The 21,102-nt window shown below is 70.0% G+C and carries 20 protein-coding genes and 1 pseudogene; 15 read left to right on the top strand and 6 right to left on the bottom strand.

All coding sequences use genetic code 11. The annotated features are described in order from the left end of the window. The 3 genes from ACFY12_RS20910 to ACFY12_RS20900 form a co-directional block, all read left to right on the top strand. Positions 1-264 (top strand): sensor histidine kinase (locus ACFY12_RS20910; protein WP_390717301.1); only part of this gene is annotated, 264 nt, incomplete at its 5' end. Between the two features lie 586 nt (positions 265-850). Further along, the gene (locus tag ACFY12_RS20905; RefSeq protein WP_066935643.1) at positions 851-1,153 is read left to right on the top strand and encodes a DUF4193 domain-containing protein; all 303 of its coding nucleotides are present in this window, start codon (positions 851-853) and stop codon (positions 1,151-1,153) included. Between the two features lie 12 nt (positions 1,154-1,165). After that, the gene (locus ACFY12_RS20900; protein ID WP_390717300.1) at positions 1,166-2,083 is read left to right on the top strand and encodes a hypothetical protein; all 918 of its coding nucleotides are present in this window, start codon (positions 1,166-1,168) and stop codon (positions 2,081-2,083) included. A 47-nt stretch (positions 2,084-2,130) separates the two neighbouring features. Here the strand turns inward: ACFY12_RS20900 and ACFY12_RS20895 are convergent, their stop codons facing one another. Continuing rightward, positions 2,131-2,574 carry a DUF3093 domain-containing protein gene (locus tag ACFY12_RS20895; RefSeq protein ID WP_390717299.1) on the bottom strand — a complete coding sequence of 148 codons (444 nt, stop codon included), beginning with the start codon at positions 2,572-2,574 and terminating at the stop codon, positions 2,131-2,133. Between the two features lie 58 nt (positions 2,575-2,632). Here ACFY12_RS20895 and ACFY12_RS20890 point away from each other — a divergent pair, with 58 nt between their 5' ends. The 4 genes from ACFY12_RS20890 (at position 2,633) to kdpF (ending at position 4,983) form a co-directional block, all read left to right on the top strand. Beyond that, positions 2,633-3,226 (top strand): PaaI family thioesterase, encoded by a 594-nt coding sequence (locus ACFY12_RS20890; RefSeq protein WP_390717298.1) that lies wholly within the window; start codon positions 2,633-2,635, stop codon positions 3,224-3,226. Then, positions 3,223-3,744, top strand: coding sequence for a dUTP diphosphatase (dut, locus tag ACFY12_RS20885; RefSeq protein WP_066935630.1), 522 nt, complete (start codon positions 3,223-3,225; stop codon positions 3,742-3,744). The genes ACFY12_RS20890 and dut overlap by 4 nt, the downstream gene beginning before the upstream one ends. Before the next feature lies 1 nt (position 3,745). Next, positions 3,746-4,516 carry a DUF3710 domain-containing protein gene (locus ACFY12_RS20880; RefSeq protein ID WP_390717297.1) on the top strand — a complete coding sequence of 257 codons (771 nt, stop codon included), beginning with the start codon at positions 3,746-3,748 and terminating at the stop codon, positions 4,514-4,516. A gap of 377 nt (positions 4,517-4,893) precedes the next feature. After that, a complete protein-coding gene (kdpF, locus tag ACFY12_RS20875; protein WP_066935627.1) occupies positions 4,894-4,983 on the top strand; it encodes a K(+)-transporting ATPase subunit F in 90 nt (29 codons plus the stop codon). A 50-nt stretch (positions 4,984-5,033) separates the two neighbouring features. Here kdpF and ACFY12_RS20870 read toward each other — a convergent pair whose 3' ends face one another. Next, entirely contained in the window at positions 5,034-5,606 is a 573-nt protein-coding gene (locus ACFY12_RS20870; protein WP_390717296.1) for a GNAT family N-acetyltransferase, read from the bottom strand. Between the two features lie 916 nt (positions 5,607-6,522). Here ACFY12_RS20870 and ACFY12_RS20865 point away from each other — a divergent pair. The 4 genes from ACFY12_RS20865 (at position 6,523) to ACFY12_RS20850 (ending at position 11,276) form a co-directional block, all read left to right on the top strand. Then, entirely contained in the window at positions 6,523-9,084 is a 2,562-nt protein-coding gene (locus ACFY12_RS20865) for an ATP-binding protein (RefSeq protein ID WP_390717295.1), read from the top strand. A gap of 88 nt (positions 9,085-9,172) precedes the next feature. Then, positions 9,173-9,856 (top strand): response regulator, encoded by a 684-nt coding sequence (locus ACFY12_RS20860; RefSeq protein ID WP_390717294.1) that lies wholly within the window; start codon positions 9,173-9,175, stop codon positions 9,854-9,856. A 229-nt stretch (positions 9,857-10,085) separates the two neighbouring features. Beyond that, positions 10,086-10,484 carry an OB-fold nucleic acid binding domain-containing protein gene (locus ACFY12_RS20855; RefSeq protein WP_390717293.1) on the top strand — a complete coding sequence of 133 codons (399 nt, stop codon included), beginning with the start codon at positions 10,086-10,088 and terminating at the stop codon, positions 10,482-10,484. 3 nt (positions 10,485-10,487) lie between these two features. Next, a complete protein-coding gene (locus tag ACFY12_RS20850; protein WP_390717292.1) occupies positions 10,488-11,276 on the top strand; it encodes a DUF3159 domain-containing protein in 789 nt (262 codons plus the stop codon). A 117-nt stretch (positions 11,277-11,393) separates the two neighbouring features. Here the strand turns inward: ACFY12_RS20850 and ACFY12_RS20845 are convergent, their stop codons facing one another. Continuing rightward, on the bottom strand, positions 11,394-12,065 hold the full coding sequence (locus ACFY12_RS20845) for a TrkA family potassium uptake protein (RefSeq protein ID WP_066935614.1): 672 nt from the start codon (positions 12,063-12,065) through the stop codon (positions 11,394-11,396). Continuing rightward, on the bottom strand, positions 12,062-12,730 hold the full coding sequence (locus ACFY12_RS20840) for a potassium channel family protein (RefSeq protein ID WP_390717291.1): 669 nt from the start codon (positions 12,728-12,730) through the stop codon (positions 12,062-12,064). The genes ACFY12_RS20845 and ACFY12_RS20840 overlap by 4 nt, the downstream gene beginning before the upstream one ends. A gap of 327 nt (positions 12,731-13,057) precedes the next feature. Between ACFY12_RS20840 and ACFY12_RS20835 the strand changes: the two genes are divergently transcribed. Both ACFY12_RS20835 and ACFY12_RS20830 read left to right on the top strand, forming a co-directional pair. After that, entirely contained in the window at positions 13,058-15,109 is a 2,052-nt protein-coding gene (locus ACFY12_RS20835; RefSeq protein WP_390717290.1) for an APC family permease, read from the top strand. Between the two features lie 274 nt (positions 15,110-15,383). After that, complete coding sequence (locus ACFY12_RS20830) at positions 15,384-16,712, top strand: class I SAM-dependent RNA methyltransferase (protein WP_390717289.1); 1,329 nt, start codon at positions 15,384-15,386, stop codon at positions 16,710-16,712. 1,300 nt (positions 16,713-18,012) lie between these two features. Here the strand turns inward: ACFY12_RS20830 and ACFY12_RS20825 are convergent. After that, positions 18,013-19,250, bottom strand: a pseudogene (locus ACFY12_RS20825) (IS701 family transposase). Positions 19,251-19,379: 129 nt separating this feature from the next. Here ACFY12_RS20825 and ACFY12_RS20820 point away from each other — a divergent pair. Further along, positions 19,380-19,799: an SgcJ/EcaC family oxidoreductase gene (locus ACFY12_RS20820; RefSeq protein ID WP_390717288.1), complete on the top strand. Its 420-nt coding sequence runs from the start codon at positions 19,380-19,382 to the stop codon at positions 19,797-19,799. A 235-nt stretch (positions 19,800-20,034) separates the two neighbouring features. On the opposite strand, the gene ACFY12_RS20815 is transcribed toward ACFY12_RS20820, so the two are convergent. Further along, positions 20,035-20,268 carry a hypothetical protein gene (locus tag ACFY12_RS20815; protein WP_390717287.1) on the bottom strand — a complete coding sequence of 78 codons (234 nt, stop codon included), beginning with the start codon at positions 20,266-20,268 and terminating at the stop codon, positions 20,035-20,037. Positions 20,269-20,548: 280 nt separating this feature from the next. Here ACFY12_RS20815 and ACFY12_RS20810 point away from each other — a divergent pair, with 280 nt between their 5' ends. Beyond that, entirely contained in the window at positions 20,549-20,791 is a 243-nt protein-coding gene (locus tag ACFY12_RS20810; protein WP_390717286.1) for a hypothetical protein, read from the top strand. Positions 20,792-21,102 lie beyond the last annotated feature (311 nt).

Raw genomic sequence — 21,102 nt, 5'->3', positions numbered from 1 at the left:
GGGTGGGTGGAGGTTGCCACGCGGCCGGAGGCGGGCTGTGCGGTGCTGGTGGTGACCAATACCGGTCCGGTGGTCCCGGCGTATGAGGTGGAGAATCTTTTCGAGCCGTTTCGGCGGTTGCGTACCGAGCGGACCGGTAGTGACAAGGGTGTGGGTCTGGGGCTGTCCATTGTGCGTTCGGTGGTGCGTGCGCATGACGGGTCGATTGCGGCCGAGCCCCGTGAGGGCGGCGGCCTGGTGATGCGGGTCGTCCTCCCGCTCTGACCCGCCGGCCCACCACGCAGGCGCGGGCGGCACGGCCGCCGTACGGCCCGCTGTACGGCCGCTGGAGCCGTCGCCCACCCCCGGCGGCAGGGGTTCGGACATCTGTGCGTACGATCGCCCTTCTCGCGGCCGTACGTCGCCCTGCCACCCGACGGTCCGCCTGCCCTCTCCCCCCGGCTTGACGAAACGGGGGGTAGAAAGGGATCCTCTGCGCCGAGTTCGCTTTGCGCGGAATTGCACCGGAACGACCGCCGGTGCTCGTGTGTGTGATCGCTCACAGGCGCGAAATTCCAGCCACCTACGCTCCGCGATCACATGCCTGCCGAAATGTCGGGGAAGTCCGAGTTTTCAGGGGGCCAGATCACGGGAAGTACAGGTGATGGGCTGCGCGAGGTGCGACATTCGGACCGTGTACGGTCCTGATCGCCATCCAAAACGATCACCTCTTCAGGGGTGCGTTTGGGTGTCGATTGAGTAACAGACCTTGATGTGAGGCAAAATCTCCGCCTCAGGTCGGGCACAAGTCCGGCCTCTCACGCGTTACGAGCGCTGAGACACCGCAGACACCCAGAGGGGGAGAGCGAAAATGGCTACGGATTACGACACCCCACGCAAGACCGATGACGACCTCAACGAGGACAGCATCGAGGAGCTGAAGTCGCGGCGGAACGACAAGTCCGCCTCGGCCGTCGACGTCGACGAGTTCGAGCAGGCCGAAGGCCTGGAACTGCCCGGCGCCGACCTGTCCAACGAAGAGCTCGCCGTGCGCGTGCTGCCCAAGCAGCAGGACGAGTTCACGTGCATGAGCTGCTTCCTGGTCCACCACCGCAGCCAGCTCGCCGCGGAGGACAAGCAGGGCAACCCGATCTGCCGCGACTGCGCGGCCTGACCGGTCTACGCCGTGGCAGGCGTGAACCCGTTCCGTAAGGGCCCCAAGGGCGACCAGGGCCCGGCGGCCGGCGCACGATCACATGAGACAGCAGCGTCCGTGCCCGCCGACCCGACCGCCCTTCCCGCGGAGCGGACCACCGGTGCCCCACAGGAGCGAGGCCGCCGGGCCTCGCTCGTGGCCAGGGTCACCGGCGCCGGACGGGCCGGAGCAGCCGGGGGCAAGCGCCGGGTGCGGGCGGCGGTCGCCGCGATCGCCGACCGGATCATCGAAAACGCCCCGCGGATCCCGGTCCGCGACCTTGCCGCGCTGCGCACCCAGTTCCCCGGCCTGACCCCCGAGGAGCTGGCCGACAAGCTGGTCGCGGGCGCCCGCGCGGGCACCGCCACCGTCGGCGCAGGGGTGGGCGCGGCAGCGATGCTGCCCGTACCGCCCGCCATGCCGGCCGAGCTGGCCGCCGAGGTCGTCGGGGTGGCCTCGGTGGAGATCAAACTGATCGCCGAGCTGCACGAGGTGTACGGGCTGCGCCCCCCGGGCGTCTTCCGGCAGCGCACGATGGCCTATCTGACGTCCTGGACGCAGGAGCGGGGTATCGACGTCACCGCACCGGCCTCGTTGAACATCGCGCTCGGCGGGCAGATGAAGCGCGAACTGCGCCAGCAGATCATGAAGCGCACGCTGCGCAATCTGCCCAACCTCACCCCGTTCCTGATCGGCGCCGCGGTCGGCGCCTTCATGAACCGCCGGGACACCGGAAAACTCGCGGAGAAGATCCGCCGGGACCTGCGGACGAAGCAGGTCCCCTGGGACGCCCTCCCCGAAACGGGCGGCTCCGCAATGGGCGGCCTCCCCGGCCCGAGCGGCCCGAGCGGCCCGAACAGCCCGGGCGGCCCGAACAGCCCGGGCGGCCTCCCCGCGCCGGGCGGCTGATACCCCCGGGCTCTCCGGAGGCCCCACAGCCGCGGACCGGCCCCGGATCAGCCGCGCGCCGCCGCCAGCGCCGCCACCAGCCGCTCCGGCTGCCGTGTCGAGAGATAGGCGTACGGCGTCGGGTCGTCCGGATCCGTGATCTCCACTCGTACCGCGGTGCGGACATAGCCGCGCAGCAGCATGAACGCACGGGCGTCGGCCTTGTGCGTGCGCCACGCCAGCGCCTCGTCGGCGTCCAGCGGCCGGGCCTCGCCCAGCGCCGCCGCCGGGATCTTGGCGTCACCGGCGATCAGCGCACCGGCCACCACCCGGATCCGCGCCGAGCCGTACGAGCTCACCGCCACCGCGGCGAGCGCCGAGCCGCCGATCAGTCCGCCGAGCATCGGGAGCGTCCCCAGGGGCAGCAGCATCAGGGCGCAGGCGACGCCGATCAGCGCGGCGATCGCCCACCAGGACCGGGGTGCGGTGAGACGTTCTTCGTACGACTGCATGGCTCCAGCTTGGCACGGCGGCGCGGGGCCGCCGCCCGCGCGGGTAGGGTCTGCACTCGTGAGTGGAACTGACGAACCCAGAGTGCGGCTGACGCCACCGGCGGACGCCGTCGCTCCGGTCCGGCACGCCGAGGCGCCGGCGCCCGGAGAACTCCTCGGCGCGCACTACGACCGCTGCTTCGGCTGCGGCACGGGACAGCCGCACGGCCTGCACCTGGAGGCGCGGGCCGGCGACGGCGTGAGCGTACAGGCGGAGTTCACCGTCAAGGAGGCCCACCAGGGCGCGCCCGGCCTGGCGCACGGCGGGGTGCTGGCGACCGCGCTGGACGAGACGCTCGGCGCGCTGAACTGGCTGCTGCGGGTGATCGCGGTGACCGGCCGGCTGGAGACCGACTTCGTACGGCCGGTGCCGCTGGGCACGGTCCTGCACCTGGACGCGCGGGTCACCGCGGTGCACGGGCGCAAGATCTACTCTGCGGCCGTGGGCCGGATAGGCGGCCCGGACGGCCCGGTCGCGGTGCGCGCCGAGGCCGTCTTCATCGAGGTGAAGATCGACCACTTCGTCGAGAACGGAAGGACCGAGGAGATCCAGGCGGCGATGGCCGACCCGGACCAGGTCAAGCGAGCGCGTGCCTTTGAGGTGAACCCGTGAGTCAGGTACGGAATCCGGTGGATGTACTGCTGCGGCGACTGGACCCGGAGGTGCCCGTTCCGTCGTATGGGCATCCCGGCGACGCGGGTGTGGATCTGGTGACCACCGAGGCCGCCGAGCTGGCACCGGGGGAGCGTACGGTGCTGCCGACGGGTGTGTCGATCGCCCTGCCTGATGGGTATGCGGCTTTTGTGCACCCACGGTCCGGGCTCGCGGCCCGGTGCGGACTGGCACTGGTGAATGCCCCCGGGACGGTGGATGCCGGGTACCGTGGAGAGATCAAGGTGATCGTGGTCAACCTGGACCCGCGTGAGAGCGTGCGGTTCGAGAGGTTCGACCGGATTGCCCAACTGGTCGTCCAGCAGGTCGAGAAGGTGCGCTTCCACGAGGTGGCGGAACTCCCCGGCTCGGCGCGGGCCGAGGGGGGATTCGGTTCCACCGGCGGTCATGCGGCGGTGGGCGGCTCCACGGGCGGGAATGAATACGCAGCGGTCGGTGCCGACCGGGAAGGACAGTGACGTGTTCGGACGTCGCAAGAAGAACGAGGCTCCTGAAGAGTCGGCCGACGACACCACGCTCGCCGACGAGCAAGCGGTGGACGGCGCCGACGACGAGAACGAGGCGACGGAGCAGCGGCTCAATCTTCCGCCCGCGCCCCGTCCCGACGGCCCCTGGGACGCCTCCGAGGTCACGAACCCGGGCGAGGGACGCGTGGACCTCGGCGGCCTCTTCGTGCCCGGTGTCGAGGGCATGGAGCTGAGGGTGGAGGTCGCCGGGGACGCGATCGTCGCCGCGACGGTGGTGCTGCGGGACAGCGCCGTACAGCTCCAGGCCTTCGCGGCCCCCCGGAACGAGGGGATCTGGGCGGAGGTCCGCGAGGAGATCGCGGCCGGCATCACCCAGCAGGGCGGTGTCGTGGACGTGGTCGAGGGACCGCTGGGCTGGGAGCTGCGCGCCCAGGTTCCGGTACAGCTGCCGGACGGCACCAACGGTGTGCAGGTCGTGCGCTTCGTCGGGGTCGACGGGCCGCGGTGGTTCCTGCGCGGAGTCATCTCCGGGCAGGGCGCGGTGCAGCCGGAGGCCGCCGGCGTGCTGGAGCACATCTTCCGGGACACCGTCATCGTCCGCGGCGAGGGCCCGATGGCGCCGCGCGACCCGATCGTCCTGAAGCTGCCGGACGACGCCCAGATGGTGCCGGACGGCGTGCAGCAGGAGCCGGCTGCGGCGTCCCGCTTCGGCGGCGGCGTGGAGCGCCTGGAGCGCGGCCCGGAGATCACCGAAATCCGCTGACACGCTTCACGAGGGCCCGTATCCCCCAGGGGGTACGGGCCCTCGGCGTATGTGCGGGCCGGATCGCGCCCGTACGGCGCCGGAGCCCTCGGGCCCCGTACGACGCCGGAGCCTGTACGACGCCGCAGCCTGTACGGCGCCGGAGCCCTCGGGCCCGGTACGACGCCGGGAGCGTGTAAGAACTCCGTCAACGGGGCGCCCATGCCCGTCAGGGAGGTATCAACAGCGGTCGTACGGGCGGCACGAGGACGCCACGCTGTGGGGGTCCTCGTCTCACCGTCCCACTAGGAGCACACGATGGCCGATGTGGCCTTCGTCGTCGCCACGGTCGCGGTCTTCGCGCTGGTGGCCCTCGTCGCCAAGGGGGTGGCGAAGCTGTGACCATCGAGAACGTGGTCGGCCTGCTCGTCGCCGTCAGCCTGCTCGGATACCTGATCCTCGCTCTCGTCTACCCGGAGAGGTTCTGAGGCGGCGGCCCGCCGCCGCAGTCATGCCGGGTACTCCGCGGAGGCCCGGATCACCAGACGGCGCCGTCGCGCCAGTCGCAGGTCAGGCCTGCGTCGAGGTCCAGGGGAGTGGCCGCGGTCGGGAGGACGTAAATGCCGCCGTCTTCGTCGGGGGTGCGCCGGACACCGGCCGGGGTGAGGCTCCAGGAGGGGCCGCGCCAGAGCTGCCAGCCCCGGGCGGCGTAGAAGTCCGCGGCCCCCTCGGAGGCGCTGAGCGCACCGAGGTCGTAGGCGCCCCGGATCGCTCGCTCCAGGGCCGCCATCATGGCCGCTCCACAGCCGCGCCCGCGCCGGTCCGCGCGGACCCCGACGCCCTCCACATATCCGCAGCGCAGCGCCCGCCCGTCGTGCAGCAGCCGTCGCTGGACCACGGCCGCGTGCCCGATCAGTTCGCCGTCCTCGTGGACCAGGGCGTGCAGACCGCCGAGCGAGTGCTCCCAGTCCTCCGCGGTCAGGTCGTCGAAGACGTCGTGGAGCAGGGTTCGAGCCGCCTCGAGGGTGACGGCGTCCAGGTCGGCGGTGTGGGCGACGCGTACGCCGGCCAGGCGGGGCGCTTTCGGATGGGTCTCGGTCACGTGGGGCATGGTCGCAGCCGGACCACGAGCGGGCGAAGGGATTTTCCCGGTGCGCACTGCCCGGTCAACGGCGCTTTCCGGCCGCATGCCCTTGTCGGCCTTCCGCGCATGCCGTTCTCCGCCCGCCGCGCGTCATCTGCTTCACGTCACCCGCCCCTTGCGGCCGTCCCCTGACATGTGCCCCGAATGACATGTGCCCCGAAGCGGCCATTGCTGTCAGCGATGCGTCAGGGAAGGGGAGTTGGGCTGGTGCTCGGGGCGTCCGGCCGATGTCATGGGGGCGACCGGGCGAACCGTACTGCCGGACCGGCCGCCCTCCGGCGGTGCGTGGTGTGCGGCGTCCGGAACGGTCGGCCGGCCAACCGGGCCGACAGGGTGGACGTCGCGTACCTCTTCGCGCGGCGTCCACCATCCCGGGGCGTGCCGTGCCGATGACCGTGCCGGGGTGTGCCGTGCCGATGGCCGTGCCGCCTGCCGTGCTGGTGATCGCATCGTGCTGGCGATCGCCTCGTACCAGTGGCGACGCCGTACCGGTGACCGCGCCGTATCGATAGCGGAGAGTCCCGGGAATACCGCCCACCCCCGCCCGGTTGTGGTCCCGCAGGGGGCCCTCGCGTCCCTTAGGGGATCCGTTCGACCACCCCCTACGGGCCCGCTCCCCGTACGGGTGGATTTCCCCGGACGTCCGCCCCCTCCCAGGCCGAACCCGCAGTCGGCCTGTCGGCTGACCCGCGACTGACGGGCGACTGACCCGCGGCTGACCCGCCGGCTGGCCCCTCGGCCTCCGGCGTCCGCGGCAGATATCAGGGTCGCGTCAAGACCGGAGGTGGAGTGGGCATTCAGGGCGTTTGTCCTCTTGTAGGGCCGATAGGGTCGCAGCAGGCCCAGCCCGGTGGGGGCGGCCTTCACGTAAGACAATGGGGCCATGGCACGCGGCAAGCTACGGATATATCTCGGTGCGGCACCGGGCGTCGGCAAGACGTACGCGATGCTCTCGGAGGCACATCGGCGCGTGGAGCGGGGCACGGACGTCGTCGTGGGGTTCGTGGAGCACCACGGCCGGCCCCGGACCGAGGTCATGCTGCACGGCCTGGAACAGATCCAGCGCCACGAGCTGAGCTACCGCGGCACGGCCTTCACCGAGATGGACGTGGCAGCGGTCCTGGCGCGCAAGCCGGCCGTCGCGCTGGTCGACGAGCTGGCGCACACCAACGTCCCCGGCTCCCGCCACGACAAGCGCTGGCAGGACATCGAGCAGCTGCTGGAAGCCGGGATCGATGTGATCTCGACGGTCAACATCCAGCATCTGGAGTCGCTCGGCGATGTCGTCGAATCGATAACGGGAGTGCGCCAGCGGGAGACCGTGCCGGACGAGATCGTCCGGCGGGCCGACCAGATCGAGCTGGTCGACATGTCGCCACAGGCGCTCCGCCGGCGCATGGCGCACGGCAACATCTACCAGTCGGACAAGGTCGACGCCGCCCTCTCCAACTACTTCCGGCCGGGCAACCTCACGGCCTTGCGCGAGCTGGCCCTGCTCTGGGTCGCCGACCGGGTGGACGAGTACCTCCAGGAGTACCGGGCGGAGCATTCGATCCGCTCGACGTGGCAGGCGCGCGAGCGCATCGTCGTCGGGCTGACGGGCGGACCGGAGGGCCGTACGCTCATCCGCCGGGCGGCCCGGATGGCGGCCAAGGGATCGGGCAGCGAGGTCCTCGCCGTCTACATCGCCCGCAGCGACGGCCTGACCTCGGCCTCGCCCAAGGAGCTCGCCGTCCAGCGCACGCTGGTGGAGGACCTGGGCGGGACGTTTCATCACGTCATCGGGGATGACATACCGTCCGCGCTGCTGGAGTTCGCACGGGGCGTCAACGCCACCCAGATCGTGCTGGGCTCCAGCCGCCGCAAGGCCTGGCAGTACGTCTTCGGGCCGGGGGTGGGCGCCACCGTCGCCCGCGACTCCGGTCCCGACCTCGATGTGCACATCGTCACCCACGACGAGGTCGCCAAGGGCCGGGGACTGCCGGTGGCGCGCGGTGCCCGGCTGGGACGGAGCCGGATCATCGCCGGCTGGATCATCGGGGTGGTCGGTCCGGCGCTGCTCACCCTGCTGCTGACCAGCATCCCCAACGGCCCCGGGCTCGCCAATGACGTGCTGCTGTTCCTGTTCCTGACCGTGGCCGCCGCGCTGGCCGGCGGGCGGCTGCCGGCGCTGGCGTCGGCCGCGGCCGGGTCGCTGCTGCTGAACTTCTACTTCGTCTCACCCACCCACACCCTCACGGTCAGCAACCCGGAGAACATCGTCGCGATCGCGATCTTCTTCGCGGTCGCGGTGTCGGTCGCCTCGGTGGTGGACCTCGCCACCCGCCGTACGCACCAGGCCGCCAGGCTGCGCGCAGAGTCGGAGATCCTCTCCTTCCTGGCGGGCAGTGTGCTGCGCGGGGAGACGACCCTGGACGCCCTGCTGGAGCGGGTACGGGAGACCTTCGGCATGGAGACCGTGGCGCTGCTGGAGCGCAGCAGCGACGTCGACCCGTGGACCTGCGCCGGACGCGCCGGCGGCTCCGAGGACGGCGACGACAAGCCGCTCCTCCGCCCCGAGGACGCGGATGTCGACATGCCGGTCGGCGACCACATGGCACTGGCGCTGACCGGCCGGGTGCTGCCCGCCGAGGACCGCCGGGTGCTGGCCGCGTTCGCCGCCCAGGCCGCCGTCGTACTGGACCGCCAGCGGCTGGCCGGCGAGGCGGCGCGGGCCGGCGAGCTGGCCGAGGGCAACCGCATCAGGACGGCGCTGCTGGCCGCGGTCAGCCACGACCTGCGCACCCCGCTGGCGAGCATCAAGGCCTCCGTCACGTCCCTGCGCTCCGACGACGTCGCCTGGTCCCCGGAGGACGAGGCGGAGCTGCTGGCCGGCATCGAGGCGGGCGCGGACCGGCTGGACCACCTGGTCGGCAACCTCCTGGACATGTCCCGGCTCCAGACCGGCACGGTCACCCCGCTGATCCGTGAGATCGACCTCGACGAGGTGGTGCCGATGGCGCTGGGCGGCGTACCGGAGGGCAGCGTCGCCCTCGACATCCCCGAGGAGCTGCCGATCGTCGCCGTCGACCCGGGGCTCCTGGAACGCTCGGTCGCCAATCTCGTCGAGAACGCCGTGAAGTACAGCCCGGACGGTGAGCCGGTGCTGGTCGCGGCCAGCGCGCTCGGCGACCGCGTGGAGGTGCGGATCGCCGACCGCGGGCCGGGCGTCCCCGACAGCGCCAAGGACCGCATCTTCGAACCGTTCCAGCGGTACGGAGACGCCCCGCGCGGCGCCGGTGTGGGCCTGGGCCTGGCCGTGGCACGCGGCTTCGCGGAGGCGATGGGCGGCACGCTCGCCGCCGAGGACACCCCCGGGGGCGGTATGACCATGGTGCTCACCCTCCGGGCCGCGCCGGGCCGCCCCCTGGTCAGACCCGACCTGCCGGCCCAGGCCACGACATGAGCAGGACCGTACGGACCACACACTCCACACTCAGCACACGCTCCGCGGGTCCGGCCCGCGGGAAGACGACACCACAAGGAGACAGCCAGTGAACCGGGTGCTTGTGGTCGATGACGAGCCGCAGATCGTCCGCGCCCTCGTGATCAACCTGAAGGCGCGCAAGTACGAGGTCGACGCCGCCCCCGACGGGGCCACCGCCCTCAAGCTCGCCGCCGCCCGCCACCCCGACGTCATCGTCCTGGACCTCGGCCTGCCCGATATGGACGGCGTTGAGGTGATCAAGGGGCTGCGGGGGTGGACCCGGGTGCCGATCCTGGTGCTCTCCGCACGCCAGACCTCCGACGAGAAGGTGGAGGCGCTGGACGCGGGCGCGGACGACTACGTCACCAAGCCGTTCGGGATGGACGAGCTGCTGGCCCGGCTGCGGGCGGCGGTGCGCCGCGCCGAGCCGACCGGGCCGGCCGATGACGAGGTCGTCGTGGAGACCGAGGGCTTCACCGTCGACCTCGCCGCCAAGAAGGTCAACCGCGGCGGCCGCGACATCCGGCTGACCCCCACCGAGTGGCACCTGCTGGAGGTCCTGGTCCGCAACGCGGGCCGTCTGGTCAGCCAGAAGCAGCTGCTCCAGGAGGTCTGGGGACCGTCGTACGGCACCGAGACCAACTACCTGCGGGTCTACATGGCCCAGCTCCGCCGCAAGCTGGAGAGCGACCCGTCGCACCCGAAGCACTTCATCACGGAGCCAGGGATGGGGTACCGGTTCGAGCAGTGAGCCCGGCGGTCGGCTTCGAGCAGTGAGGGGCGGGCTGTCGGCCGGGGGCCGGGGGTTGTCCCCCGGGGTGTGCGGCATCGCGGAGCCGGGGATGGGGTACCGGTTCGAGCAGTGGGCCCGGCGGTCGGCTTCGAGCAGTGAACCCGGCGGTCGGCGCGGCCGGGACTGACCCGCTGTGCCCCGTGGCAGGCATGGGGATCAGGGCCCCGGCCACCGGTACGCTGGGCGCATGAGTGCTGGTACCCGACGCGAGAAGCCGGCCGGTCGCTTCCGCCGGATGCTCGACCGGCTGTCGTCCTCCGAGGAGGAGCTGCAGTCCGCCGAGCTTCAGCAGGATGCGCAGGACACGGGCTGCACCCGTATCTGCGACTGCGACGACCGCCAGATAGTGAAGGTCACCGGCACCCTGCGGCATGTCACGCTGCGGCCGCGCGCCGGTGTGCCCGCGCTCGAGGCGGAGCTGTTCGACGGCTCCGCCGCGCTCGACGTGGTGTGGCTCGGCCGCCGCTCCATCGTCGGGATCGAGCCGGGCAGGAAGCTCATCGCCTCGGGCCGGGTCTCGATGAGTCACGGACGCCGGGTGCTCTTCAACCCGAAGTACGAACTCCGACCGCTCGGACAGGAGTGACCGGTGCCGTCTTACGACCGACCGAACACTGACATGGATGCCGCCGCAGGAAACCAGGCGTCCTCCAGCTCCCCGCCCGCCGAGGGCACCCACGACGGCAGACAGGTGACCGAGGCGGCGCTCTTCGAAGCGTTCGGCGGTATCCGGGGCATGGTGGAGACCGTCGTGCCCGGCCTGCTGTTCGTCGCCATCTACACCGTCAACAAGGACCTGCACACCTCGGCGATCGCCGCGCTGGCCGTCTCGCTCGTGCTCACGGCCGCCCGCCTGGTCCGCAAGGACACCGTCAAGCACGCCTTCAGCGGCATCTTCGGGGTGGCCTTCGGCGTGGTCTTCGCGATGATGACCGGCAACGCCAAGGACTTCTACCTGCCGGGCATGGTCTACACCCTGGGCCTCGCCCTGGCGTACATCCTCACCACGGTCGCCGGCATCCCGCTGATCGGGCTGATCCTGGGCCCGGTGTTCAAGGAGAACCTCTCCTGGCGTACCCGCAACCCGGGCCGGAAGAAGGCGTACGCCAAGGCCAGCTGGGCCTGGGGCCTGATCCTGCTCGCCAAGAGCGCGATCCTCTTCCCGCTGTACTGGTGGGCGGACACCACCCACCTCGGCTGGGTGCTGGTCGGCCTGAAGATCCCGCCGTTCCTGCTGGCCGTCTACCTCACCTACGTCTTCCTGTCGAAGGCACCGGCTCCGATCGACGTCTTCGCCGAGATGGAGGCGAAGGAGAAGGCCGAGGAGGAGGCCAAGAGGCAGCGGGCTGCGGAGCGGGAGGCCGCCGAGCGGCACTGACCGCCGGGACTCCGCCCGCCGACGCGCGGGAACCCGTACGCAAGAACGCCCGGGGCCCGGGAACCACATGGTTCCCGGGCCCCGGGCGTGACACACGGCAGGTCATGCCGCGCCGCGTCACGCCTCTTCGCGGCGCACCGACAGCAGGTCCTCCAGCTGCTCCTCCCGCGACTGGGCCGCGACGAACAGCAGCTCGTCGCCCGCCTCCAGCACGTCGTCCTTGCTGGGCGTGAGGACCCGCGTACCGCGGATGATCGTGACCAGTGAGGTGTCCTCGGGCCAGGCCACATCGCCGACCCGGGTACCGGACAGCGCGGCCTCGGGCGGCAGGGTCAGCTCGACGAGGTTGGCATCGCCGTGGCTGAAGCGCAGCAGCCGCACCAGGTCGCCGACGCTGACCGCCTCCTCGACCAGGGCCGACATCAGACGCGGTGTGGAGACCGCGACATCGACACCCCAGGCCTCGTTGAACAGCCACTCGTTCTTCGGGTTGTTGACCCGGGCGACCACCCGCGGCACGCCGTACTCCGTCTTGGCGAGCAGCGAGACGACCAGGTTGACCTTGTCGTCGCCGGTCGCCGCGATGACGACGTTGCAGCGCTGCAGCGCCGCCTCGTCCAGCGAGGTGATCTCACAGGCGTCGGCCAGCAGCCACTCCGCCATCGGCACCCGCTCCACCGAGATGGCGGTGGGCGCCTTGTCGATGAGCAGGATCTCGTGACCGTTCTCCAGGAGCTCACCGGCGATGGAACGGCCCACCGCGCCGGCACCTGCGATGGCGATCCTCATGCGTGCGCCCCCTCAGGGCCCGTGGCGAATGCCGCTTCGACTTTCTCGACCTCGTCGGCACGCATCATGGCGTGCACCAGATCGCCCTCCTGCAGCACGGTCTGCGAGGTCGGCAGCATCGCCTCGCCCAGCCGGGTGAGGAAGGCGACGCGGACTCCGGTCTCCTCCTGAAGTGTGCTGATCTTGTGGCCGACCCAGGAGGGGGCCGCGTGCACCTCGGCGAGCTGGACGGCGCCGCTCGGGTCCCGCCACAGCGGCTCGGCACCGGACGGCAGCAGCCGGCGCAGCATCTGGTCGGCCGTCCAGCGGACGGTGGCGACGGTGGGGATGCCCAGGCGCTGGTAGACCTCGGCGCGGCGCGGGTCGTAGATACGGGCTGCGACGTTCTCGACACCGAACATCTCGCGGGCCACCCGGGCGGCGATGATGTTGGAGTTGTCGCCGCTGGAGACGGCCGCGAAGGCACCCGCCTCCTCGATGCCGGCCTCCCGCAGGGTGTCCTGGTCGAAGCCGACACCGGTCACCCGCCGGCCGCCGAAGGCCGCACCCAGGCGCCGGAACGCGGTCGGGTCCTGGTCGACCACCGCGATGGTGTGACCCTGGCGCTCCAGGGTCTGCGCGAGCGCGGCGCCGACGCGTCCGCACCCCATGATGACGATGTGCATGCTGGTTACCCCGTGCCCTGTACTAGCGCGCTGACCTGCCCAAACACCCTGCTCACTACTTCCTTCTCCACGTACCGGCGTCACGAGGCCACAGCTCGCGATAGGGACCGGGTGCCGGCGCCGGCGCCGGGCGCACCGTGGTCCGGTACAACCGTAGCCTTTATGCCGCTCACCGTTAGGAGACGCGGTGGACGGCGGTACGAACCGCACCCCCGCCGTCACGTCCCGTGAACGTCCGGGTGGGGTGTGTGCCGGTCCACACGCCCACCGTTCCCCCGCGCCGGTCACGGTTGGGCACGAGCCTTGACGAACCCTTAGCATCCTCGGGTGTCCAAACTGACCGACGTGCCCAAACGGATCTTGATCGGGCGCGCACTGCGCAGCGACAAGCTGGGAGAGACCTTCCTCCCCAAGCGCATCGCACTCCCCGTCTTCGCCTCCGACCCGCTGTCCTCCGTGGCCTACGCACCGGGCGAGGTGCTGCTCGTCCTCTCCGTCGCGGGAGTGACCGCGTACAACTTCAGCCCGTGGATCGCGGTCGCGGTCGTGGTGCTGATGTTCACCGTCGTCGCGTCGTACCGGCAGAATGTGCACGCCTACCCGAGCGGCGGTGGTGACTACGAGGTCGCCACCACCAACCTCGGCCCCAAGGCCGGCCTCACCGTCGCCAGCGCGCTGCTCGTCGACTACGTCCTGACGGTGGCGGTCTCGATCTCCTCCGGAATCGAGAACCTGGGCTCCGCGGTCCCGTTCATCGTCGAACACAAGACGCTCTGCGCGATCGCCGTCATCGTCCTGCTGACCCTGATGAACCTGCGCGGTGTCAAGGAGTCCGGCAAGCTCTTCGCGATCCCGACCTACGTCTTCGTCGCCGGCGTCTTCGTCCTGATCGCCTGGGGCGTGGTCCGCGGTGTGTTCCTCGGCGACACGATGAAGGCCCCCACCGCCGACTACTCCATCCATGCCGAACAGGGCGGCCTGGCCGGCTTCGCGCTGGTCTTCCTCCTGCTGCGCGCCTTCTCCTCCGGCTGTGCCGCGCTCACCGGCGTGGAGGCCATCTCCAACGGCGTCCCCGCCTTCCGCAAGCCCAAGTCCAAGAACGCCGCCACGACGCTGGCCCTCATGGGCGGCCTGGCCGTCACCATGTTCTGCGGCATCATCGGGCTCGCCCTGGCCACCGGCGTCCGGATGGCGGAGAACCCCGCCAAGGACCTGCTCGACCACGGCACACCGGTCGGCTCCGGCTACACCCAGAACCCGGTCATCTCCCAGGTCGCCGAGGCGGTCTTCGGCAAGGGCAGCCTCCTGTTCGTCGTCCTCGCCGCGGCCACCGCACTGGTGCTGTTCCTCGCCGCCAACACCGCCTACAACGGTTTCCCGCTGCTCGGCTCGATCCTCGCCCAGGACCGCTACCTGCCCCGTCAGCTGCACACCCGCGGCGACCGGCTGGCGTTCTCCAACGGCATCGTCCTGCTGGCCGGCGCGGCCGCGGTCCTGGTCTACCTCTACGGCGCGGACTCCACCCGCCTGATCCAGCTCTACATCGTCGGCGTCTTCGTGTCCTTCACGCTCAGCCAGATCGGCATGGTCCGCCACTGGAACCGCCACCTGGTCACCGAGCAGGACCCGGCCAAGCGCCGCCGGATGCACCGCTCCCGGGCCATCAACACCTTCGGCGCCTTCTTCACCGGCCTGGTCCTGGTCGTCGTCCTGCTGACCAAGTTCACCCACGGCGCCTGGGTGGCGCTGCTCGGCATGGTCATCTTCTACGTGACGATGTCCGCCATCCGCCGCCACTACGACAACGTCGCCGATGAGATCGCCGTCGACGACAGCCCCGCCGACGACGTCGTACGCCCCTCCCGCGTGCACTCCATCGTCCTGGTCTCCAAGGTCCACAAGCCCACGCTGCGCGCCCTGAACTACGCCAAGCTGATGCGTTCCGACACCCTCGAAGCGGTCAGCGTGGACGTCGACCAGGCCGATACCAAGGCCCTGCGGCAGGAGTGGGAGCGCCACGGCATCGACGTCCCCCTGAAGGTCCTGGCCTCGCCCTACCGTGAGGTCACCCGGCCCTTCATCGACCACGTCAAGTCCCTGCGCCGGGAGAGCCCGCGCGACGTCGTCTCCGTCTACATCCCCGAGTACGTCGTCGGCCGCTGGTACGAGCACCTGCTGCACAACCAGTCCGCGCTGCGCCTGAAGGGACGCCTGCTGTTCACCCCCGGCGTCATGGTCACCTCCGTCCCCTGGCAGCTGGACTCCTCCGATGCGGCCAGGGTCCGCGCCCGCAAGCGCGCGGAGTGGAACGCCCCCGGCGCGGTACGCCGCGGGCCGGTCGCCCAGCCGAAGAAGGAGAAGGCGGCCACCAAGCGGTAGCGACGAACGACCGGACCGGACGGGACCGGACCGGGGCGCGGCACGGCGGGGGCCCGCAGGGGTCCCCGCGGCCCGCCCGGGTGCGGTACGGCGGGGCCGGAACACCCCGGCCGCCACGTAGAATGAACGGCTGGCGTCCCGACGACCGGCGTCCCGCCGTACCGCACCGGTACGTCCCGCCTTACCGCACCGGTACGTCCCCCCGTACCGCCTCGGTACGCCCCCCCCGCAACGCACCACCGCACACACCACCCACCTCAGGAGCCCTCCCGCCATGCAGGCAGAACCGAAGAAGTCCCTGGTCGGCGCGGAGTACGAGGTCGAGATCGGACCGGTGGCACACGGCGGCCACTGCATCGCCCGCACCGACGAGGGCCAGGTCCTCTTCGTACGGCACGCCCTCCCCGGAGAGCGCGTCACGGCCCGCGTCACCGAAGGCGAAGAGGGCGCCCGCTTCCTCCGCGCCGACGCCGTCACCATCCACACCGCCTCCAAGGACCGGGTCGAGGCCCCCTGCCCCTTCTCCGGACCCGGCCGCTGCGGCGGCTGCGACTGGCAGCACGCCGCGCCCGGCGCCCAGCGCCGCCTGAAGGCCTCCGTCATCGCCGAACAGCTCCAGCGGCTGGCCGGACTCGCACCCGAGGACGCGGGCTGGGACGGCACCGTCGAGCCCGCCCCCGGCGACAAGGTCGCCAAGGGCGAGGTCCCGGCCTGGCGCACCCGCGTCCAGTACGCCGTCGACGCCGAGGGCCACGCCGGCCTGCGCAAGCACCGCTCCCACGACATCGAACCCGTCACCCGCTGCCTGATCGCCGCCCCCGGTGTCACGGAGCTGGGCATCGAGCAGCGCGACTGGCCCCAGATGGCCACCGTCGAGGCCATCGCCGCCACCGGCTCCCACGACCGCCAGGTCGTCCTCACCCCGCGCCCCGGCGGCCGCCTCCCCATCGTCGACCTCGACAAGCCGGTCTCCGTCCTCCGCGTCAGCGAGAAGGACGGCAGTGTCCACCGCGTCCACGGCCGCCCCTTCGTCCGCGAACGCGCCGCCGGCCGCACCTGGCGGGTCGGCAACGGCGGCTTCTGGCAGGTCCACCCGAAGGCCGCGGACCTCCTCGTCGAGGCCGTCATGCAGGGTCTTATGCCGAAAAAGGGCGATATGGCCCTCGATCTCTACTGCGGCGTCGGCCTGTTCGCCGGAGCCCTCGCCGAACGCGTCGGCGACAAGGGCGCCGTCCTCGGCATCGAATCCGCCAAGCGCGCCGTCGAGGACGCCCGCCACAACCTCGCCGATCTGGACCGCGTCCGCATCGAACACGGCAAGGTCGACCAGATCCTCCCCCGCACCGGCATCACCGACGTCGACCTCGTCGTCCTCGACCCGCCCCGCGCCGGCGCCGGCAAGAAGACCGTCCACCACCTCGCCTCCCTCACCCCCCGCCGCATCGCCTACGTCGCCTGCGACCCGGCCGCCCTCGCCCGCGACCTCACCTACTTCGCCCAGGCGGGCTACACCCCGCGCCGCCTGCGGGCGTTCGACCTGTTCCCGATGACGCATCATGTGGAGTGCGTGGCGATCCTCGAAAGGGCCCCGAAGGGCTCCTGACCTGCGACTTTATGTGTGCGCATTATGCGCGTTGTGGGCGTTACGGGCGATATCTTGACGCTGAAACGACGCTCGTGACGCTCAAATGACGCTCGGCCGCGACGATATCGGCCCTGGGCCCGACGGCCTGACCACCCTGATCACCTGTGGCTCTCCGCTCGCGTGGCCCACCATTCGCCACTCCCTGGGCCAGGACGGGAGCTTCCGACTCCCCGATGGCATCGAGTGGCTGAATCTCTATGCCCCTGGTGACATCGTCGCCCAATCCCGCGGCCTTGCCTCCGTTGCCCCTGCAGTACGCGACGTACGTGTCTTGAACGGCGTGGCCGAACCCCACTCCGCGCTGCGCTACCTCAGGAACGGCCGCATTGGCCGACGCCGTCGCAAAGGCTGGCGAGAATTGAGGGGAGTACGCCGATCGCCAGCCGACTTCGCTCGTCTGGGAGACGGAGCGTGCATGAGCGGTGGACTTTCCGCCGGGCGGAGCTGAGCACGACGGCCGCATTCGATCTCGTACCTTCCGCGACGCCGCAGCACAAGCGGAGAATCGTTCAGGATCTCAGCCTGATCTTTAGTTCTGTCAGCTCGCGATCAGCTCATCCATCGTGAGGTTGCGGGTGAATGGACGAGCCATCGTGGTGGCGCGATCACCCGTGGGCTTTGGTGAACAGAGCAGGTGCTTAGAAGGCATCTGCTCTGTTCTGGCCGTTTCGGGCATCCAAGGTGAGCCTTCTCGTGGGTGGGTCTTCGTGATTCGGGGGCATTGTGCTGATTCGCCGGCGGCAGACACATGAGGTCCGGAACGAACTGGAATAGAGCGGCGAAGCAAGTGAACCTAGAGCGGTCCTTCGAAGCCGCGGTGACCCGCAGCCGGTTCTCTTCACGCGAATCCAGAGGCCGTGAGCGTGAGGGTCGGCGCAACATAGCGCGAGATCGCCGGTTGGCCAAACCGGCGAATTTGCGGACTATTGAATCTGCCAGGGGATGCCCACACATCCCGATGCCCCTTGTGAGGAGTCAAGTAGCTTGTCCCAGCTTGCAATAGATGAATCATCCCTGCTTTCCCGGTAGCAGATCCGGTCTCTGCTCGAATGGGCGCGGGAAAACACCGGGGGACAGAGTGCCGTGTACCCCTTCTTTGCCTGCATTGCGGGAGCGGCCCTGCGTTCCGGCGAGGCGGCCGGCTTCGAGCGGACGACGTGACGCTTCCGGGAAGCGGGTTCGGCGAGCTGCTGATCCGGGCCGGTGAAGGTCGGAAGGTGCCTGTGACTCCTCATACTCCAGCTGTAGTTCGTGATCTTCATGTCCGGGTTGCGGCTTGTCGGCGGTAGTGGCTGGACTGTGATCGTGCCTGGTGGCGGCGTCGCCAGTCGGACCAGCTGAGTCGGTGTACGAGGTCGTTCAGCGGTCGGACGGTGACCGCGAGAAACAGGTGCTGGATCTCGTTGCAGGTCAGCGGAGCCAGGTCGTCCGGTCCGATGCGGCGTGCGTGTTCGTCTGCGCGGACGACAGCGAGAAAGGCATGAGCGAGCATGGCGAGGGTGACCCAACGGCTCCAGGACGGGTAGCGGCGGACCTGGTGTTCATCGAGTCCGGCCAGGGCCTTCTCGGTCTGGAGGGTCTCCTCCACCCGCCACCTGGATCCGGCCGTCCGGACCAGTGTGCGCAACGGGACTGGCCTGGTGGAATGGCAGCGGTAGTAGACAAGTTCGCCGATAGTGCGGTTGCGTCGGATCAGCAGGTGACGGTGGCCCGGTGCCGGGTCGGTGAGGTCGATGACGGCCCAGTCGTAGTAGCGGTGTCCCTTCGCGCCGCGTCCGACGGATAGTTTCTGCCAGGCCCGCTTCGGGAGTTTCCCGGCCAGCGTGTCGGCGCGGAACTTTCCTGCGCCGGTGGGCACTTCAGCTGAACAGGCCACCGCGAGGACGTAGCTCAGACCGCGCTTTCCAGGGCCGCCCTCAGCTTCGGATTGGAGCCGTAGACCTCGTCGCCGGTCACCCAGCCGATGTGATGCCCGGCGTCCAGGAACCATTCGATCATCGTGCGGGCCAGCTCCGGCCTGGTCGCGAACACCGTGTCCTCGCTCAGCCCGGCCGCCCGGCATCGATCCGGGTCTGAGGTCTAAGAGCGCGGGACGTACAACTCCCGGTCCACCGCTGCGTGCCCTCGCTCGCCCGCATAGACGAGATAGACGGCGACCTGGGAGTTCTCGATCCGGCCGGCAGTGCCGGTGTACTGGCGTTGGACACCGACGGTGCGGGTGCCCTTCTTCACATCGCCGGTCTCGTCCACGACCAGCACCGCCGCATCGTCACGGAGATGCTCGACGACATACTCGCGCACATCGTCACGCACGGCATCGGCGTCCCAGGACGCCCGGCACAGCAGATGCTGCATGCCATGCGGGGTCTTCTCCCCGGCACACTCCGCAATCGTCCAGCAGTTCTTGCGTGGCAGCTCCGACAGCAGCCCCAGCACCAACCGCCTGGCCCGCAGCCGGGGATCGACCCGGGCGAACCGGCCCGCGATACGGCCCACGGCCACCTCGAACGCCTTCCGCCAACGGCCCGGATCTATGCTGTGAGCCGCGGCCACCGTCTCTTCGTCAGTCCACACAACTCACGATGATCAACGGTGGCCGCACCCGTCTCAACCAGGGAGCGAAGAATGACCGATCGCCCGGATACTCAGGGATTTCAGACCAATAATTACGATGCGCGCCTCATTGAGGAAATTTTCGCTGATTTGGGATCAGCTTTCGCTGAGCATGACGCCGTGAAGTTCGACGAGCGGTTCACCGCGGATATCGTCTTCACGGCAGTGAACGGCACACGGTTCTTTGGCTGGGAGAAGATTCATGCGTATCACAGCGAGCGCCTGGCCGGGCATGCAGAGGGAATCAACACCTGGTACGAAATCGAGCGCATCACCTTTCCGACCCCGGACGTCGCCGTGGTCTTCTTCCGGCAGCCCATCGTCGTGTCAGAACACATGCGTGCCAATGTAGGGACGTGGGTGCTGGTGAAGAGGGAAGGACAGTGGTGGATCTCCGCTGGCCAAAACACAGCCGTCGCCGTAACTGAGTGACCACTCGCGCAGGTTGTCGGCGCCGTAGGGGCAGGGTACTCAGCCCAAGAATCCCAGGTCGGAGCGCTTCCGACCTGGGATTTTGTGTCGCTGGCCCGGCGGGCAGGTCAGCCTCGCCAGCCGGCGAGGATGTCGTCCGGGTTCCACGGCAGGTCGAGCGGGGCGGTGTCCAGATCCGTGGCGGTGCCGGAGAGGGTGGCGGCGGCGAGGCCGGTGCGGGTGAGATCGAAGCCTGCTACGCGGAGGCGGCGCGGCGTAAGAATGTGGACAGGCCGTGGGCATCGAAGGGGGTGCCCAGCGACTTGACCGAGCCGACGAATCGGGCCTCGCGAGCCACCGGTGCGCGGTCCGCGCCGACCAGGTTGAGCTCCGGGCCGAACTGCCGGTTCCACCAGCTGCCGACCGCTTTGACCCCTGCCCGGGGCAACCGGTCGGAGAGCACGGCCAGTTCGAGAGCTTCCCGGATCACTTCTTCAGTGCCTTGTCGCGCCGCGTCGTCCAGCGGCGCCCGATGAGGCCGGAGGCCGCCTCGGGGCGGCCGCGGCGGGCCTGCTCCTGGCAACGCGGAGCGCGGCGAGGCCCCGATCAGCAAGATCACGATCTACAGCTGGAGTACCAAGCTCGCCGACCTGCTGCGGGCTTGGATCGGTGTTGCTGCGCTGAAGCCAGGCGATCTGCTGTTCCCCGGTGAGTGCGGCGGGCTGTTGTCGCCTTCGGTGTACCGGAGGGTGTGGCGACAGGCGCGTGAGGTGGTCCTGCATACGGACGAGTTCGAAGCGGGGTTGGGGAAGCATGTCACCAGCCTTCGCGATTCCTGCCTGGAGAAGTGGCTCAAGGCCGGCGTTCCTGTGTGGGCCGTTGCTGAGGGGGCCGGGGCGACGCCGAGTCGGCTTGCGTTGCGCTACCCGCACTGCTTCCGTCTGGAGGATGCCGAAGTCGACTGGGACCACCTGGCCAAGATCATTGCCCTTCCCGACGTGCCCAAGTCGTAATTCTCGCCCCTCGCTCTGGCTGGCGCCCAGAGCGAGGGCGCTACCAGCTTTGCCCTCCTGAGAATCGGCGGTCCGTACCTCGTCGATGCCGTCACGTGATGGATCTCTTCTCTGGGAGTCTCTGCGTGACGCGGTCCCACTGCCCTGACGGGGCTGGTTGACCTTTGTATTGGACCGGCGACAGCCCGGCTGCCGACTCGCCGGGCGTCCATCCCACCCTCACCGTCAAGGACCCACCCATGCCTGCGCGCTTGTTGTCCATTCCCGCACGGAGATGCTGACCGGGCAGAACGAGCTGCTCGCCGAGCTCG

The organism is Streptomyces sp. NPDC001339 (genome assembly GCF_042895955.1).
Classification (GTDB): domain Bacteria; phylum Actinomycetota; class Actinomycetes; order Streptomycetales; family Streptomycetaceae; genus Streptomyces.
The sequence above is the reverse complement of the archived record's forward strand: the minus strand, read 5'-3'. Positions and strand labels throughout refer to the sequence as shown.